The organism is Echinicola sp. 20G (assembly GCF_015533855.1).
In the GTDB taxonomy this organism is placed as follows: domain Bacteria; phylum Bacteroidota; class Bacteroidia; order Cytophagales; family Cyclobacteriaceae; genus Echinicola.
Genome location: NZ_AP024154.1, coordinates 5,314,147 through 5,330,546, shown reverse-complemented (window position 1 = coordinate 5,330,546; position 16,400 = coordinate 5,314,147). Strand labels below are relative to the sequence as shown.

General features: G+C 40.7%; 11 protein-coding genes and 1 other RNA gene. 5 read left to right on the top strand and 7 right to left on the bottom strand.

Going from position 1 to position 16,400, the window contains the following annotated elements; translation table 11 throughout:
- The first annotated feature begins 13 nt into the window (after positions 1-13).
- Both JL001_RS21410 and JL001_RS21405 read left to right on the top strand, forming a co-directional pair.
- A complete protein-coding gene (locus JL001_RS21410; protein WP_200979781.1) occupies positions 14-874 on the top strand; it encodes a DUF4138 domain-containing protein in 861 nt (286 codons plus the stop codon).
- A 12-nt stretch (positions 875-886) separates the two neighbouring features.
- Positions 887-1,624, top strand: coding sequence for a hypothetical protein (locus JL001_RS21405; RefSeq protein WP_200979780.1), 738 nt, complete (start codon positions 887-889; stop codon positions 1,622-1,624).
- Between the two features lie 212 nt (positions 1,625-1,836).
- Here JL001_RS21405 and JL001_RS21400 read toward each other — a convergent pair whose 3' ends face one another.
- A complete protein-coding gene (locus JL001_RS21400) occupies positions 1,837-2,115 on the bottom strand; it encodes a hypothetical protein (protein WP_200979779.1) in 279 nt (92 codons plus the stop codon).
- 625 nt (positions 2,116-2,740) lie between these two features.
- On the opposite strand from JL001_RS21400, the gene JL001_RS21395 reads away from it, so the two are divergent.
- The 3 genes from JL001_RS21395 (at position 2,741) to JL001_RS21385 (ending at position 5,947) form a co-directional block, all read left to right on the top strand.
- Complete coding sequence (locus JL001_RS21395; protein WP_200979778.1) at positions 2,741-3,808, top strand: DUF932 domain-containing protein; 1,068 nt, start codon at positions 2,741-2,743, stop codon at positions 3,806-3,808.
- A 68-nt stretch (positions 3,809-3,876) separates the two neighbouring features.
- Complete coding sequence (locus JL001_RS21390) at positions 3,877-4,059, top strand: hypothetical protein (RefSeq protein ID WP_200979777.1); 183 nt, start codon at positions 3,877-3,879, stop codon at positions 4,057-4,059.
- 334 nt (positions 4,060-4,393) lie between these two features.
- A complete protein-coding gene (locus JL001_RS21385) occupies positions 4,394-5,947 on the top strand; it encodes a recombinase family protein (protein ID WP_200979776.1) in 1,554 nt (517 codons plus the stop codon).
- On the opposite strand, the gene ssrA is transcribed toward JL001_RS21385, so the two are convergent.
- From ssrA to sprA, 6 genes are all read right to left on the bottom strand, one after another.
- Positions 5,910-6,317: a transfer-messenger RNA gene (gene ssrA, locus JL001_RS21380) on the bottom strand. The genes JL001_RS21385 and ssrA overlap by 38 nt on opposite strands.
- A 124-nt stretch (positions 6,318-6,441) precedes the next feature.
- Positions 6,442-7,119 carry an energy transducer TonB gene (locus JL001_RS21375; RefSeq protein WP_200979775.1) on the bottom strand — a complete coding sequence of 226 codons (678 nt, stop codon included), beginning with the start codon at positions 7,117-7,119 and terminating at the stop codon, positions 6,442-6,444.
- 574 nt (positions 7,120-7,693) lie between these two features.
- Positions 7,694-8,368, bottom strand: coding sequence for an energy transducer TonB (locus JL001_RS21370; protein WP_192010905.1), 675 nt, complete (start codon positions 8,366-8,368; stop codon positions 7,694-7,696).
- Between the two features lie 73 nt (positions 8,369-8,441).
- Positions 8,442-8,834 (bottom strand): VanZ family protein, encoded by a 393-nt coding sequence (locus tag JL001_RS21365; RefSeq protein WP_236252934.1) that lies wholly within the window; start codon positions 8,832-8,834, stop codon positions 8,442-8,444.
- Positions 8,827-9,204 (bottom strand): glycine cleavage system protein GcvH, encoded by a 378-nt coding sequence (gcvH, locus tag JL001_RS21360; protein ID WP_200979774.1) that lies wholly within the window; start codon positions 9,202-9,204, stop codon positions 8,827-8,829. Before gcvH ends, JL001_RS21365 begins: the two co-directional genes overlap by 8 nt.
- 58 nt (positions 9,205-9,262) lie before the next feature.
- Positions 9,263-16,396 carry a cell surface protein SprA gene (sprA, locus tag JL001_RS21355; RefSeq protein WP_236252933.1) on the bottom strand — a complete coding sequence of 2,378 codons (7,134 nt, stop codon included), beginning with the start codon at positions 16,394-16,396 and terminating at the stop codon, positions 9,263-9,265.
- Positions 16,397-16,400: the final 4 nt, after the last annotated feature.

The window sequence follows — 16,400 nt, the reverse complement described above, 5'->3', positions numbered from 1 at the left end:
ACCCCAAATCAGCATGAAGAAAAACATGATAGTGAAAAGCATTCTGATCTTTACCGGGATCATGGTAATTGTTAACGGTGGACTTTTTGCCCAGTATTCCTCAGAGGCAATTATTGAAAGCTACCCAATTGCAGTAGGATGGGACAAAACGACGGTGGTGGTGTTCCCATTTGAAATCAAGAGCGTGGACAGGGGAAACCCTGCAGTAATGGTCCAAAAGGATGCATATGCTGGAAATGTACTCAAGCTAAGGGCAGGAGCAAAGGAATTTGATCCTACAAGCCTGCATATAATTACATCGTCTGATAGACTCTACCATTTTGAGGTCAGCTATAAAAATAGACCTTACCCATTGGTGCTTGATATGGGGAGCCAAATATCCAGAGATGCGCGATATGTAAATTTGTCAAGTCCATCACCCAATGATAAAGATCTGGAGGAAATCGCTTCGGTACTATTGAACTATCCCATAAAAGGAAAATTGGGGAAACTGTTGAAGGTTGGAGAAATCAAGGCAAAAGCCAGAGAAGTGTTTATCAAAGAAAACACCCTGTTTTTCGTGATTGACCTGGAGAATAAAAGCTCACTGGATTTCATTGCCGAAAAATCCCGGTGTTGGATAATAGATGCAAAGACATTTAAAAGGACAGCCCAAAGTAAAACAGAACTATTTCCAACAGTGGTCAAGTGGGAGTACTTCCAGGGAGTTGAAGCAATGGGGTCCTGCAGGTTGGTGATGGGAATTCCTGCCTTTACAGTTTCTGACAACAAAATAGTGGAGATACACCTAATAGGGCTAAATGGGGAAAGGAATATCAACCTTCAAATAAAAGGCAAGCACTTGCTGGAAGCCAAACCAATTATTCAACCATAAAACAACTTGAACATGGAACAGGAAAATTTAGAAGTTTTAAAAGACAGGCTCAAATATGCCGGCTTTGGGGAAGACCTGAACAAGCAACTGGAAAAACACATGAAACAAGGGAAAAAAGAGTTCCAGTTAAACCATTCAGTGGACATTGAGGACAAGAAAGTTGACTTCAAACTCAATTTCAGAAAGTCCGATAAAATGGATCGCTACTTCTTCAACAGCTTTGATGCCGAGCTGCAGAAACCCAATGGCACCAAGATGTCCAATACATTCTACCAAAACCAGAATATTTCCGCAAAGGAAGCATTCAACCTTTTGGAATGGCGACCGGTCTATAAGACCCTATTCAACAAGGATGGTGATAGGTACAATGCATGGATACAACTTGACCTGGCTGAAAAGAACGAAAAAGGACAACACCCAATGTTGCAATACCATGATCGATATGGGTTTGATCTGGAAAAGTCACTTAAAACGCTACCCATAGTGGAAATGGAGGGAATGGACCAAAAAGACAGGTTAATGTATTCCTTGAGGAAAGGTAACCTTCATGAAGTGAATATTGTTGGTAAGGAAACTCCTGTGCTGATAGCTGCCAATCCACAGTACAAATCCATAAGTGTATATGAACAATCAGGCAAACGCCTTAATCTAAAGGATCTGCAGAAGGAGATAAAGGAAAACTTGCAGCAGGGTATGGGAGTGAAGAAAGATCCCCCCAAGCAAGAGAAGGGGAGGTCAGTGAAGGTGTAAAGATTTTATAGGGCTTCCAAACGGAAGCCTTTTTTATTGGGTGATAATTTAGAATACTTTTCAATTATCAATATCTATATGGCTCATTTTTTTGCCATATGGTTTCTACGGGGGCTGTATCCTAGATTTCCTAAATGGAACATGATCATTTTTTAAACAGAGTAGGACCTTTTTAATATCTTGGTTGAAAAATATGGTTTACGTGGCTAACCTTAAAGTGGGCATTCCTCCAATTCATTAAAAATAGTAATGTTCTCATTTTGACTATATGGGGTCAAAAGTTTTTCAAAGAATTCAGCGGATAAAGTAACCTCAACATTATTGTCCAAAACATAGAATTCCCAAAGACCTGATTTTGTCCCCTTCAGCGCTTCTTGAATGGATATGTTCCATTTCTCACCGTTATTATTGATGCCTCCAATACGTTCTACAGTTCCTTTCAATGGGCCTCGATTGATTTTAATGGAGCAGTGAATACGGATTCTTTTCATTGGTGGCAGTTAAATGGGCAACAAATTAAGCGAATGAAATCAAGTAAACAAACTATGATTTAGAGGAATGTTGGAGTTGGGTGAGTCAATATAGGTTATCATTGATTAATAGGTCTGCACTTTCTCTAATCCTGCGTTCCTCTTGTCTAGAGAAAGAGCCTCCTTTGTATCTGTCTTGGACAAAATCCCCGTTTTTGCCTCCATTCCATTATTCCTTTCCGCTTGGCTGGAAAGGAACATTACATTCCAACTGCAAACTAGGGAATTCAGTCCGCTATCAGTTTATTAATGAAACCAAGAATATACTTTTCAAATAGCTTGCATAACCTTTTTTATAGAAAAGGATTTATCCGGGAATTTTTTAAAAGAACGGCAGAAAAGGGCAGCTAATGTAGGGGCTGATTTATGTCAAGCCTACAAAGTGGAGCAAAAAGGGACGGCATAAACAGATGCTCCCCACTGTCCTTCCTTTATTCCGTTTCCTTTTTGCAAAGTGTCAGCCCCTTTTTCCTGAGCTTTCTTTTTTGCCGTTTTTTCTTTTAAAAAAATGTTTTTTCAGCAGGTTTTTAGAAGTGGAGGCAATAGGAAATCAAATAAATGTAAAACCCTATAATCAATTTAAACCATGGGACATAATATTCATTTTAATGAAAAAACAGGAAAGCACAGCTTTTTTAGTGTAAAACAACCGGCATGGCACAAACTTGGTAAAGTTGTAGAAGATTATCCAACATCCGCCGAGGCTATCCATTATGCCGGACTGGATTATGAAGTGATAAAATCTCCACTGTTTACGAAATGTGGTGATCTCAGCGTTGGTACAAATGGTCTTGAAAATACACAAACTGCAATCCAAGTAAACAGTCATTTTGCCACCATGAGAACAGACACAAATAAGGTGTTTGGGATTGTTGGAAAGGATTATGGTATTGTGCAAAATAAGGATGCATTTTCATTCTTTGACGCTATAGTCAAGGAGGAAAAGGGAGTTAAGTTTGAGACGGCCGGAGCACTGGGAGACGGGGAACGTGTGTTTATCACCGCCAAATTGGCTGATCATATCTTGGTGGGGAAAGATGACCTTGTTGAAAAGTACCTATTCCTGACTACCTCCCATGATGGAAGCGGTAGCATAACTGCTGCTTTTACCCCTATCAGGGTGGTTTGCCAAAATACGCTAAATGCAGCAATGAACAGGAAAAGCAACGTTGTAAGGATTCGACATACATCAGGAGCCAAGGAAAGGCTTCAACAGGCGCATAAATTAATGGGACTTGTAACAGATACGGCTGATAAGCTGGGAACGGTTTTTAACCAATGGGCGAAAGTAAAGATCAAAGACAAACAAGTCAAACGGTTGATAGAACTGGCAATGGCTCCCAATAAAGATACCTTGGACAGGCTGTATAAAGGAGAATATGAGCATATTTCCACTGCGTTTAAAAATCAATGTGAAGAGGCTTTTGCATATGCCATGATGGGAGATACCCAGTTATTACCTACTACGGAGGGAACACTATTTGGTGCCTATAACGCAGTAACCGGTTATTTTCAGAATGTGAGAAACTTTAAGAGTGAAGAGGACAAAACAAAATCAATCCTCTTGGGGGGTACTGCGCAGATGAAAGGACAAAAAGCCTTTGACCTATGTGTAGATTTTGCCAAAAACGGCGAAGGCATTTTGAAGGTATAAAAGTTGATAGGGCAGGCATAACATGTCTGCCCATAATATTTCATTTGGTAACTTAAATTAACACTGTAATGAAGATTCAAGATAAAGATGGAAATACAATTGTAATAGAAGATCTGGACAAAGCAATAGAACATGCAGAAATGTTCAGCAATTATAAACTTACCGAAAAGGCAAGCTCTTTTCTAAAGAAACGACAGGCATATTGGAAAGATATGCTCCAAAAGCTTAAGCAGGTGAAAAAGAATATGTAGTCTAAAAGAAGTCTATACAATTGGGCTTCTTTCTTAGCAAGAAAGAAGCAAAGAACTTTAATTCCGTTATTAATAATAATTGTATTTAAACCTTCAAGTTTAAAGAATATTTATCTTCTGAATTCGGTGTGAATATTAGTCCAATTCATTTTGCAATTTATCCTAATGTTTGATTTGGATAAATACAGCCCAAAAAAATGTGGGATTACACCTGAAAAGGTATGTGAGATTTTTAAAAATCATGGAGAAGAAATATCATTGGAAGAATCAAGGGGTATTCTGGAGTTAATGTGTTTTTTGGCTAAATTAGCTGTGGATCAAATTGTTAATGAGCATGAGTGTAGCTGACTTATATATAAGGGTAAGTACCGATGAGCAGGCAGATAAAGGTTATTCCCAACGTAATCAAGAGGAAGTTCTCAAAAGATATTGTGATCATCATAATATTATGGTTCGAAAGGTGATTTTCGAAGATCACTCTGCAAAAACTTTTAACAGACCCAGGTGGAAAGAACTTCTTACGTACTTAAAGAAAAGTCGGGGAAAAGGTGTGGACAAAATACTTTTTACAAAATGGGACAGGTTTAGCAGAAATGCTGGTGATGCCTACCAAATGATAAATACCCTTAGAAACTTAGATGTAGAGCCACAGGCTATCGAACAGCCACTTGATTTGAATATCCCTGAAAATAAAATGATGCTTGCCATTTATTTGGCAGCACCTGAGGTTGAAAATGATCGTAGGGCTCTGAATATTTTTCATGGTATGAGAAGGGCGCTGAAGGAGGGGCGTTATTTGAGGAAAGCACCTTTTGGATATATAAACCGAATGGAGGGATCAAGGAAGTTTATTGCCCCAAAAGAACCGGAAGCCTCTATTGTTAAGTGGGTCTTTGAAACAATTCTTAAAAAAAGGTACCCAACGGAAAATATTTGGGCAATGGTCAAAAAGAAAGGACTTAAAATCAGCCGTTCACATTTCCATCGGATGATACGGAACCCATTGTATTGCGGGAAAATTTATGTGCCTGCATTTAAAGATGAAGAAGACCAGTTTGTAAATGGCCAGCATGAACCATTGATTTCAGAAGGGGAATTTTACAGGGTACAGAATATTCTGGAGGAAATAGGAAGAGATGAGTATTTGCCTAAAGTAGTGTCAGATGATAGGCTTCCATTAAGGGGATTCCTAATATGTCCCAAATGTGGTAAGGTTTTAACTGGAAGTGGCTCTACAGGTAGATCAAGACGTTATTATTATTACCATTGTTTATCAAAGTGCGGTTTTAGAGAAAAGGCTTCATTATATAATGATCTAATGGTAAGTGAAATGAAGAGATTTACATTAAAAAAGGACAAAGTTGAAATATTTGGAGTAATACTTCATGAATTCTTTAAATACCATTTCAAGGACGAGGGAGAAGAGCACAAAAAAGTAGCAGCTTCTTTGGAAAGTATTCATGAAAAGTTGAAAAGAAGTAGGGATTTATTAGTTGCCGGAGACCTTGAAGCAGATGATTATAGGGAAATAAAATCAGAGTGTAATAAAGAAATAACACGGCTCGAGAACCAATTGGCTGCAACCAAGCCAATGAGCGTATCGAACCATTCTAAATATGTGGATAGGGCCCTTGAAAGGCTATCCAGGCTGGATTTGTTATATGAAAACGGTGATATCGAGACAAAAAGAAAATTAATTGGTTCGATATTCCCCGAAAAAATGTGTTTTTCAAAAACAGCTTATCGAACCGGAAGAATTAATTCTGTAGTTGAGTGTATCTATCAGATTAACAATGGTTTATGGGGTAAAAAAAATGAGAGAAAAACGAAAAAATCGTCTAACTCTCATTGGGTGGAGCTGCAGGGATTCGAACCCTGGTCCAGATAGGGAAACATTGTACCGTCTACATGTTTAGTCATCTATTCGATTTTCGTCTCAGGGCTCCTGGATGACACAGCTACCGGAGAGCTTAGCTATTTAAATTTCGCACCAACCTAATAGCATCAGTAGTGCTAGTCCTGGCAAGTCGACACCCCAGAATCAGTTCTGCCAAGACAGAGAACTGCGGGATGTGGCCGGGGAATCACTATCGCAACTCAACCCTTTAAGCAGTATCAATCCCTATTGGGTTTGATTAGGCAGCCATGGCGTAATTAGATTCGCCAATTATAGTTCGCATGAATTATTCACGGGCGTACATGCTCCACCCGACATGCTGGCCCAATCTTCACACCTACTGTCAAAACCGGTCAGCCCCATATCTTAAGGATGACAAATGTAATACAAAATTCGTTCCCAATAAAGGGAATTTTAGTTGTAAGCCTTATAGACAGCAAATGGGGACAATCATTTTTGACTATCCCCTAAATGAATACTGGAAATTAATTTAATTTAAATCGGATGGGCAATCTCATTTTGACCCTCACAGGTCGGCCTCCTTGCCTTCCCGGTTTCCAGCTTGGGGCATTGTCGACCACCCTGACAGCCTCCTCACTGCACCCGCCATCTACGCCACGTAATATACTCACGTCTTGAATGGAGCCATCAGTATTTACCACAAATGCCACAAACACGGTGCCTTGGATTCCCATTCTTCTGGCCTGTGAGGGATACTTGAGGTTCTTGTTCAGGTATTTGGCCCAACCCTCCATACCACCCGGTGGCTCGGGCATATGTTCTGCAAAGTCTTTGATCTCATCTGCCTCTTCCTTTATTGGAGGTGCATTGACAATGAAATCATCAACGGCTACTTCTTCAGGATAATCATCGTGAAATACAACTTCGATTTTATCGATGATTTCCTCCTCGTTGGGCACTTCCATTATTTCAGGTTGTTCCACTTTGACAGGTGGTGGAGGAAGTTGTTGAACAGTGATGGGGATGTCAAGGATTTTATCAAACTCATCGCCTGATGGCTCTAATTCTGGTAATATCGTTGATTCATAAGTTTTGAACTCGAACGCGGCCAATGCTAGTCCCATACTTATTAAAAGACCAATATTGAGGAACAATCCATACTTATTAGTCAAGTCCGCTTCTGGATTTTTTTTAGCTTCCATAAATCATGTGGGTTTATAGTATTTAATCATGTAAACATTCTTTTACCAAACCTCAGATCTCTATGTTAATGTACATTCGAACAGGGCTTGTACCTGCAATTCTTTCCGGAAAAATTGACTACAGTTTTTTTGCTCAATATTATTTCACTAATATAGAAATATTTAGTTACAAAACTAAATAAATAGTTTTAAATATAATAATTATAAAACAAAAGGAGGGAAGTACAGCGAATTGACATTAAGGTGAGGTATGGTAGATTTGGTTAATTACTTTTGCCTTACACAGGTCAATACTTCCATTTGAGACCTTTAATCAGCTAGGTGGTTTCGAATGATTTTTCTAGTGCCTTTCTTGAGATAAAGTCATATTACCGGAGAGTGGGAGTAAATCAGTTATAAGCTTTACTGATCAATTGTATAAAGGTAAATCGCAATAAAAATATTCTTATCCCTTCAGCTTTTTGGTTGGAACCTTTTCGTACTTCTGTGAGAGACTTACTTTAAAAAATAGATATAAAAAAACAGGCTGTCAATTTTGACAGCCTGTTTTAGTGTTTTATCAGTTTACTAATGATTAGCTCAGTTTGAACCTGATCGGTAATCTCATTTTTACCCTAACTGGTCTACCTCTTTGTTTTCCAGGTTCCCATGCTGGGGCATTTCTTACTACTCTCATGGCTTCTTCATCACATCCACCACCGATACCTCTAAGGATATCAACGTCTTGGATAGAGCCATCGGTATTTACTACAAAGACTACGTATACAGTACCTTCGATCCCCATTCTTCTGGCTTGAGTTGGGTACTTAAGGTTTTTGCTCAAGTACTTGTTCCAACCTTCCATTCCACCTGGAGGGGTAGGCATGGTTTCCACCACGTCAAAGATTTCGTCAGCTTTTTCAACTACAGGAGCGTCCGCAATCACAACTTCCTTGATCACTGTTTCTTCCTGCACATCAACGTCGAAGTTTACTTCGATTTTTTCTTCAATCTCCACTTCATCAGGAATTTCCTCGATGATTGGCTGCTCTACTGGTGGAGGCGGTGGAGGTGGCTGTTCCGTAATCGGAATGTCCAATAGTTCCTCGAAATCGTCTTCCACTGTTCCCAAGTCCATCAGTGCACCTGATTCGTATGACTTGTATTCGAAAGCAAACAGCGTAAGACCAACGCTGATCAATAGACCCAGATTCAGGAACATCCCTGACTTCTTGGTCAAATCAGCTTTTGGTGTCTTTTTAGCTTCCATAGTTAATACTCATATAAAGGTTAATAATTCTTGCTCTATTTTAGCGATAACAATTCTAACCATTTATTTTTATTTATACAAGCTTACTTTTCTTCTTGTACAAAATATAAAAACAAACGGTACCCACGAAGCTTCCACTGAGATTCGCTACTATATCCAACAAGTCAAAGGCCCGGTTTGGAACCATTTGTTGGATCACTTCTACTAAGATAGCAAAAATAATTCCAAAAACTAAATAATTAGTGATAAATATTTGTTTCGTGAACTTTTTATCTCTGCTATTTAAAGCCCTGTTCCACAGGAGCAAGAGCCCTGCAAATAAGCTGAAGTGGGCGACTTTATCCAATCCTGGGATTTTAGCCGCACTTGGCAGTTTATCTCCAGGAGATAAAATCAATGCCAATAGTAAAACCAACCATAAAATGGCAGGCAGGTATCTTTCGCTAAATTTTTTGCCTTTATTCACCTACTAGTTCAGCGTATTCTTCAGCCGAAAGTAAATCGGAAGGCAATTCCTTTTCAAACTTCACTTTGATCATCCATCCATCTTCATATGGAGACTCATTGACCAATTCAGGAGAACCTTCTAGTTCTTCATTGAATTCGGTAATTTCACCTTCTAAAGGCATAAAAAGGTCAGATACGGTTTTTACTGCCTCTACTGTACCGAACACTTCTCCGGTCTCGATAGTTTCACCAACAGTTTCTACCTCGACATAAACAATGTCACCCAATTCTCTCTGGGCAAATTCCGTAACACCAATAGTGGCAATGTCTCCTTCGATTTTTACCCACTCGTGGTCTTTAGTGTACTTTAATTCTTTTGGGAAGTTCATATTCTCATTTTAGGATTAATCAAAGCCAAAAATACAAGGTTTCACCAAATCAAAAAACCTATTGACCTAAATTAAATCGTAATTGTCCACCAAAGGATGTGGAACTTCTTCTATATGCAGTAGTGATTCTTGGATCATTGACCGTTCGGTCAAAGTAAAGGGTGACTTTGAGGTTTTGATTGATGATATAGCCCACTGTTGGCCTTATCTGGAGGTTGAGGTTACCATTGGTGACCGTGCTGCCTTCTTCGATCTTTCGCTGAAGTGTTTGGGTGTCAACAATGCTAGTACTTACCCTAATCTCAAGGTCATTGTCCAATACTTCCTGGCGGCCTTGAACTTTGAAAGGTATTTTAACTCCTGACTTGGTATAGCCTAAGTCAAATCGGAAATCTTTACTTTTTTGCTCTGTAACTTGGGCATTAGAAAAGTTCAGCCCAATATTCCTCTCAGTATTATATTCAAAGGATATATTCATCCTGGTTTTAGTCAATAAGTCTATACCTATTAGCGGAGCAAAACGCTCGGAAAGTACCACTTGGTTAAAGATAAACACAGGGATATAGCTTCCAAATTCATCAGTGATGCTTGCCTGAGGATAGTTTTGAAGGCTGTTGTATAACTCCAAACCATTTTGATAAAGCAAAGAGTTGGAGAAGTTGCTTACATCATAGGTCGAGGTGTAATTGTGGGTTAGGTTTATAGAACTGAACTGCTCTTGGAAAACTGGTAGCCTGGATAGACCTCTATATTCCACTCTCCAATTGGGAAGCGGGAATTTGGGGAAGGGGTTTAGGTTGACTTCTTCTGCTGATTTACCGGTATAGGCAGCCAAGAAGGCAGGAACCAAAACATCCTGACCATTTAGGTTGTACTCTCCACCTGGGTTAGTGGTTTCCAGCCTAGATTTTATGATAGAACGATAATCTTCAAAATTGCTAAATAGGGGAGAGTTATTATCATTATCATCCTTCGCAAAGGCTGTTTTGATCATATTGTAGGTGATGTTATAAGCCCCCATTCTATTGGGGTTTACGGAGAGGTAATCATCACTGGTGTCACTTTCCCTTCGGAAGATTTCACTATAATCCCCTGTTTCTCTTTTTCTTAAATTTAGAGTGATACGGAAATCCCTTGCAGGTTCTAAAACACCATTGATTTGGAGGTACTTAACTTGGTTTTGACGGAAGGTTTGGGTCAGTTCGGCACTAGGGGCCATGACGCCTTGTCCTGCTAGGTCATAACGGATATCACTATCTTGACTACCAAATATGAAGCCAAGGCCTGGGTTCATAAAGCTTCTGTCCAAACCAAAAAGACCCGTGTTTTCCATATAACCAGGTAAGAAAGTACCCTCGGTAATGCTGTAGCTTCCGCTAACCTCTTTCAGCATCATTGCAAACTTGAGGAAGCCATTCCAAAGTCCATCTGTTTTGATTGTATCCTGAGGGTTGCTTCTTTGTCCAGGAATGGTCGGTCTTTTTGGGGTATTGAGGGTTTTGAGTTTGGTGACCTTGTTGTAAAGTTGAACCATATCCAGCTTACCGTTCAATGAACGATCTCGCGTGTTTTGGATCACGTTACCTAATGTATCCTTTTGCCCAATGGATCCAGTGAGCCAGCTGTATGTCGCCTCATACCTGAAGTCGGCACTAACCCAATCCAAGAATGGTATTTTATCTAGTGGGATCTTGTAATTGGCAATAAGGGAATGATTATAGTTGGTTGTTCTTCCAAATTTTCTAAGATTATTTTTTACAGAATCCTGCTTGGCTTCGGTGTCCAGATCTCCCTCTGGTTCATCAATAATGGCATTGACATTAGCGCGATAGTCTACACTTAGGTTTTTGGTTAAATCCCAATTGACGGAATAAAAACGGTTCAGATAAAAACTTTTTTGGAATAATGGATCCACACCGTCAGTAGTCAATTGGTCATTTCGATACTGGGTTCTCAAGAACCTCCTGTCCACGTCTAAACGTGCAGTAATTAGGCTAGGGGCGAGGTTTAAATTGAAATCCCTGAAAAGTTGCAAATTGGGACTTTGTAGGAAATTCCAATTTTTGAATGGTTCTACCGGAATAGGTTTGGGCTCATAGCTATAGGTGATATTTCCTTTGTAAGTTTCGAAAGTGTAGTCTTCGGTATTGATATTACTTTGTTTTACTAATCCATAAGCGTAAGAGAAAGAGAAGTTAGAAAGGTCGTAGATATGGTTCTTATTGCTTTCATCTTTTCTTAATTTACGCACATTGGAGAAACTGATGTTTCTTCTTTTCACTTGGTCCAGAACCAGCTTTTTATAAGCTTCTCTTTCGGTATCTGTACGGAATTTACTCAATGCCAATTCAAACGGTACGTCAGGGTTGAGTGGATCAAATTGCGGCTTGGTGGTTGCGTTTTCCATACTGACGTACATAGGAATACTGACCCGAAGTGCGTCTGGAAGTAATCTGTCTACTTGTACATTAGCAGAAACATCATATTGAGTTGTTGATTCTCTGGTTCTTTCGGAAAGCCTAGTTTCCAAGCCTCCAAAGCCAAAGGTATTGTGGCGGATAGTGGATGAAACGGTGGCTACATCTGCAATTTGAGCATTCAGCCTGGCATTGGCTGCCCATCCGGAAGATTTGTTGAAATCCACTACTCTTAATTCATTGGCCCAAACACAAACGGACTTGCTGGCTGACCCCGTGGAAGAAGGGTTGCGGATACCGATCATCAAGCCTTGTACATAATTCAGTTCTGGTCTTCCCACTACAGTGACATTATATTGTCGCACCTGAGTGGTATAGGGGAGATTTTGGGGAGATTGACTGTTGTCTCTTTCTATTTTGACTCCTACAATTTCTTCTATGGCAATGTCAATTTCATTTTGTGCAGGCCATATTTGCTGGGGATCCCTGGTGCCGCTCGGAGTAATGGAAAGAGGAACCTCGATTTCATAATAGTTATCCGTATAGTCAGTTCCAAGCCTTAGGAAAGCAGTCAACTCTCCATCTTCAGCATCTTCACTGTCCGCATGGAAAAACATCTTCAGCCTGCCATATTGAACCAAATCCAGATTGGCATTCTTGAAAACAGCTCTTGCGTCACGGCTTTGGAGATTCTCCACACAAAGCCTTAAAGATTGCTCATTCAATTGTCTTTCCACTGTAGAGGTATTGTCCCTGTCCCTGATGATTCCAGGAGGCAAGACATAAGGGCTTTGGGTTGCACTTCCCTGACTGTTTTCTTCGATGTTTACCACACCTACTGTAAGGTTGGATACATCGGGTTCAGGAACTTCAAACAAACCTCGCTCATAAAGTGACTCTTGAAAGGTTCTCCATTGGCTGCCTACCATTTGGAACTTGGCCATTCGCAAGACCACCGGCTGTTCAAAATCTGTCAGATAAGTCCTGATAAACCTCAATGATTTAAACCCAGTGATATCCCCTTGGGTATTGTCTGGTTGTCTCACTGGAATCCTAAAAAGGTACCAGTTGACCTCTTCACCATTTTCCACATGGGTTACCTTGTCCACAATATTGTTTTGGCCAACTTCCAAAGTATTTGGACGAAGATCTACCTCGTATTCATAGTAATTCTCGGTTTCGTTGATGGTGTTGTCATTATTGAGGTCTTCATTGTCGGGTTTATTTGACCCGGAAGGAGTGTAGGGTAGATTGGAGTTTTCTGTTATTGGAGTATTGTTCTCCAAGCCATTGAAGTATTTATATCGTTCAAGAATTTTTATGTTTTGTTGATCCAATTGATCCCCAAGGTAATATTGGAATTTATCCGCTGAAGGGTCAGCTGTAATTTCTTGAAGGACATTCGGATCAACATTCAGTCGGTTAAGAAAGCGATCGGCAAAATAAACTGCTTCCTCTTCACTACTTAGACCATCCAGACCTACATCTTGGTTGGGGCGAGACTCTGGAGAGTTGTCAAAACCAGGAGTAAGGTACTGCTTATTGGTAACGCGACCCCATTCGTTTTCGGTGGTTTCTGCAGTATTTCCATCAGCAGGAAGCCCGTTTTCAAAAGCATGGCGACTATCCTTCATAACATCTTCAGAGATTTCACCAAGGTTGATCATCAGTTTTCCCCCTGTAGTATTGTTCTCATTAAATACCCCATCTAGGACACGGCCATTGTCGCCGGGTAAAAATGGGTCCATCAGCCAGAATTCTATGTATTCTATGTTTGTTCTGTCGAAGTCCACATCAGCGGTAATGGCTCTAGTGATCCCTCCATAGTTATCTTCAGGGGTTTGCAAAAGGCCTCTTCTGTCCAGGGCAGGGTTGTAATTATACATCCCTCGCTCGTGAGGGAAATAGGCCAACTCAAACAATGGCTCTGGGGTAACAATTACATCGCGGTCACGCTGAGGGAATATTTCTTGGGGAACGACCCGTCTTACATAGTGGTTCCTACGGTCTTCCTCGGTGATATTTTCCGGGACCCCTTGTCCTCCTTGACGGTAAAAGACATTGTCAATATTGTACCAAGCCAATCTAGCCCTTCTGTAGGCATTGCCAAGCCGGTCTTCTGTTGACATGGTCATGTCAAAACGGTTGTCGTCTGTCCTTGGTGTAGCGGAAAGCTTCCAATTTTGCGGAGAGCCTCCAAGGCTAAATGGTGTTACAGCGGTTTCGAAATCATCGATATAAGAAGCCCCTTCTCCATTGACCTCATTGGAAGTGCCAGGAATTAAGTGAGCAAATTCACCATTGAAAGTGATCAGGGATTTTTCCTTGGTATCCGTAAACGGTAACGCATCTGCCAGTTTGGTTAACCACCTGGATTCATCACTATAGTTCAGATCCAATCCCCAGAGGCTGTTTTTAAGGGTTTCGCTCCCCGTGCTGATCCGAGTAATATTCGGTCTCTCATTCAAATAGAGGAAAGTACCACCTAGCGTCAAGTTTTCATTGAAAAGGTAATCAAAGCGGGTGCCCAAGAGGCTTCTGGTTTGGAAAGATACTAAATCTGCTTTTTCAAAGCTGATGGAAATTCTTTTTCCCGAAGCTAAAATACCTTCATTGATGATGACAACTCGACCAATATTGTAATCGACCGTATAATCCACTCCTTCTGTCAAGGGAATGTTTCCGGCAGACACAATAACAGAACCTTCTGAAATATTAAGGCCTGGCAACATAATTTCTGATGAAGAGCCTGCTGTCAAACTTCCTTTGAGGTAATATTTGTTCAGGCGGGTAACCAGCTCAGCATCTGCCTTGGTTGTTCGGTAGAGTGTATCATATACAAATTTGTTCTTTAGGCTCTCTTCATTGGGTAAGAAGTAACTTTCCAGTGTTTGTCCGAAAGGTTCTAGCTTAGGGAAAATCAACATCCCTTTTTCTGGAAGGATGGTCAAGCCCGAAACAAAATCAAAATTGCCGTCAGGTTGAGGGTCATTTTGGGGGTTGAGGTTATCCAAGCCCATCAGACGAATCAGAGGGACATCTTTGACCTGCTCGCCTTCCAAAAGGCTGGGGTTGTCCAAGCCAGTTCGGTCATCTCTGTAAATTACTTGGAGCTGGAATCCTTCTTTTTGGATTTGATTGGCATTGAAATTATAGATGTTTTTCATCATCAAGTCCCAAGTCGGTACACGGGTGTTGATTCGTGCAGGCCTTAGGAGCTTGAGGAAAAGTACATCAGATTCAGGGCGGTTCTGATAATCTTCTGACATTTCACCAACCTTATAAGATTGGCCATTATAGGTGTACTCGAAGGAAATGGCAACCACTTCATCGTTTTGGAGCTTTCTGTTTAGGCTCAAATAACCCAATTCCCTGTGAAATGTATATTCGTTCTCAGCAAGCTTTCTCGCACCATTTACCTGCTCAAAATCAGTGCCCTTAACCAAATTTAAACTTTGCTCAATGGCAGTAGAAGCATTGTCATAAGGCCTAAAGGAAGGGTTGGAGGTAAGGTTACCAAATAGGTTGTTGGAGCCATTGGCTGCAGGACTTGCGGGAGTGCCGCTACCAATATTAGGGTTGTCCGGTCTGTAAATTCTTTGCCCCTCACCAAGGTCCATAAAGGCTACAAAATTCCTTAGGGTCTCTGTATTGTTGGCCCTGTTCATGATGTAAACTTCAACCCGGGTCACATTGACACCGGAAAGGATTTGGGGCAAGCCCCTCAACCATCTTTCATAGTTTTCCCTGAAAAAGTGGGCTAGAAAGAAGTGCCTATTATCATCATATTCGGAAGCCCTGATCTCAAAAGGTCTTCCTTGTCCACCGCCTTCTATGACAATTTCATCTCTCCGTCCTCTTTGAGTGGAGGCCACGGCGGTCATAAATAGCTTTCCAAATTGCAGTTGGGTCTTGACCCCAAATAGGTTTTGGGCTCCCTGAATCAAGCTGTTTTGGACAGGCATACTGACATTGCCTATTTCAATGCTTTTGACAATATCTTCCTCAAAGCCCTTGTATTCTACTTTTAACTGGTTTTCAAAGTCAAAGGAATTATTGGAGTCAAAGTTGGCGTTGATCTGCATTTTTTGCCCCAGGTTCCCATTGACACTCATTTGGATTTGCTGATCGAAATTAAACCCACCATTCCTTTGTTGCCGAATTGGAATAGAGGGATTATCAATTCTTCTAAAGATGCCTCCAAAGTCCAGGTTGACATAGCCTGTGGGGATGATATTGATTTCACTGCCTCCAAAAAGCCTGTCAAAGGTTGGGCTCATGGTTATGGGCGGGATAAGACCTCTTCCACTTACCGCGCTTTCACCATACATCCCTCTTGACCTATTTCTCCAATATTCTTGGCGCATTCTTAGCTCCTGAATTTTGGAAAAATCCTCAAAGTTGTAAAGGTAGCCAGGGTTGGATGAGGTAGAATCCAATTGGTCATACACACGGTACTGTACTGCTGTATCCAGTTCAATTTCTACTTGCTGCTGTTTTGGCCCATCATAGTAAAATGGAGAATAGCGCTGTTGGAGTGGAGATTGTATGGGATAAAGTGGGCTGGTTTTGAAATTGTCCCAGAGCAAAAAAGAAGGCAATGTTCTTCTTTTTTCTAGGGAGTCTATTTTGGAAGGAATAGAATCCTGTCCAACACCTTGAGCCAATGCCTCGCTAACACCAGACAAAAAACAAGCAGCTAGCAACAAGGTGATTGCTGCATAAAAAGAATTGGGGTTACTGCTTGGAAAAAAATATGGTCTTGTTATAGGCAAACTA

What these genes read in the sequence shown, in the direction of transcription:
- JL001_RS21395 (WP_200979778.1), top strand. Translation starts at nt 2,741, where the DNA reads ATGGGACATAATATTCATTTTAATGAAAAAACAGGAAAGCACAGCTTT.
- gcvH (WP_200979774.1), bottom strand. Translation starts at nt 9,204, where the DNA reads ATGAACTTCCCAAAAGAATTAAAGTACACTAAAGACCACGAGTGGGTA.
- JL001_RS21405 (WP_200979780.1), top strand. Translation starts at nt 887, where the DNA reads ATGGAACAGGAAAATTTAGAAGTTTTAAAAGACAGGCTCAAATATGCC.
- JL001_RS21410 (WP_200979781.1), top strand. Translation starts at nt 14, where the DNA reads ATGAAGAAAAACATGATAGTGAAAAGCATTCTGATCTTTACCGGGATC.
- JL001_RS21375 (WP_200979775.1), bottom strand. Translation starts at nt 7,119, where the DNA reads ATGGAAGCTAAAAAAAATCCAGAAGCGGACTTGACTAATAAGTATGGA.
- JL001_RS21370 (WP_192010905.1), bottom strand. Translation starts at nt 8,368, where the DNA reads ATGGAAGCTAAAAAGACACCAAAAGCTGATTTGACCAAGAAGTCAGGG.
- JL001_RS21385 (WP_200979776.1), top strand. Translation starts at nt 4,394, where the DNA reads ATGAGTGTAGCTGACTTATATATAAGGGTAAGTACCGATGAGCAGGCA.
- JL001_RS21400 (WP_200979779.1), bottom strand. Translation starts at nt 2,115, where the DNA reads ATGAAAAGAATCCGTATTCACTGCTCCATTAAAATCAATCGAGGCCCA.
- JL001_RS21390 (WP_200979777.1), top strand. Translation starts at nt 3,877, where the DNA reads ATGAAGATTCAAGATAAAGATGGAAATACAATTGTAATAGAAGATCTG.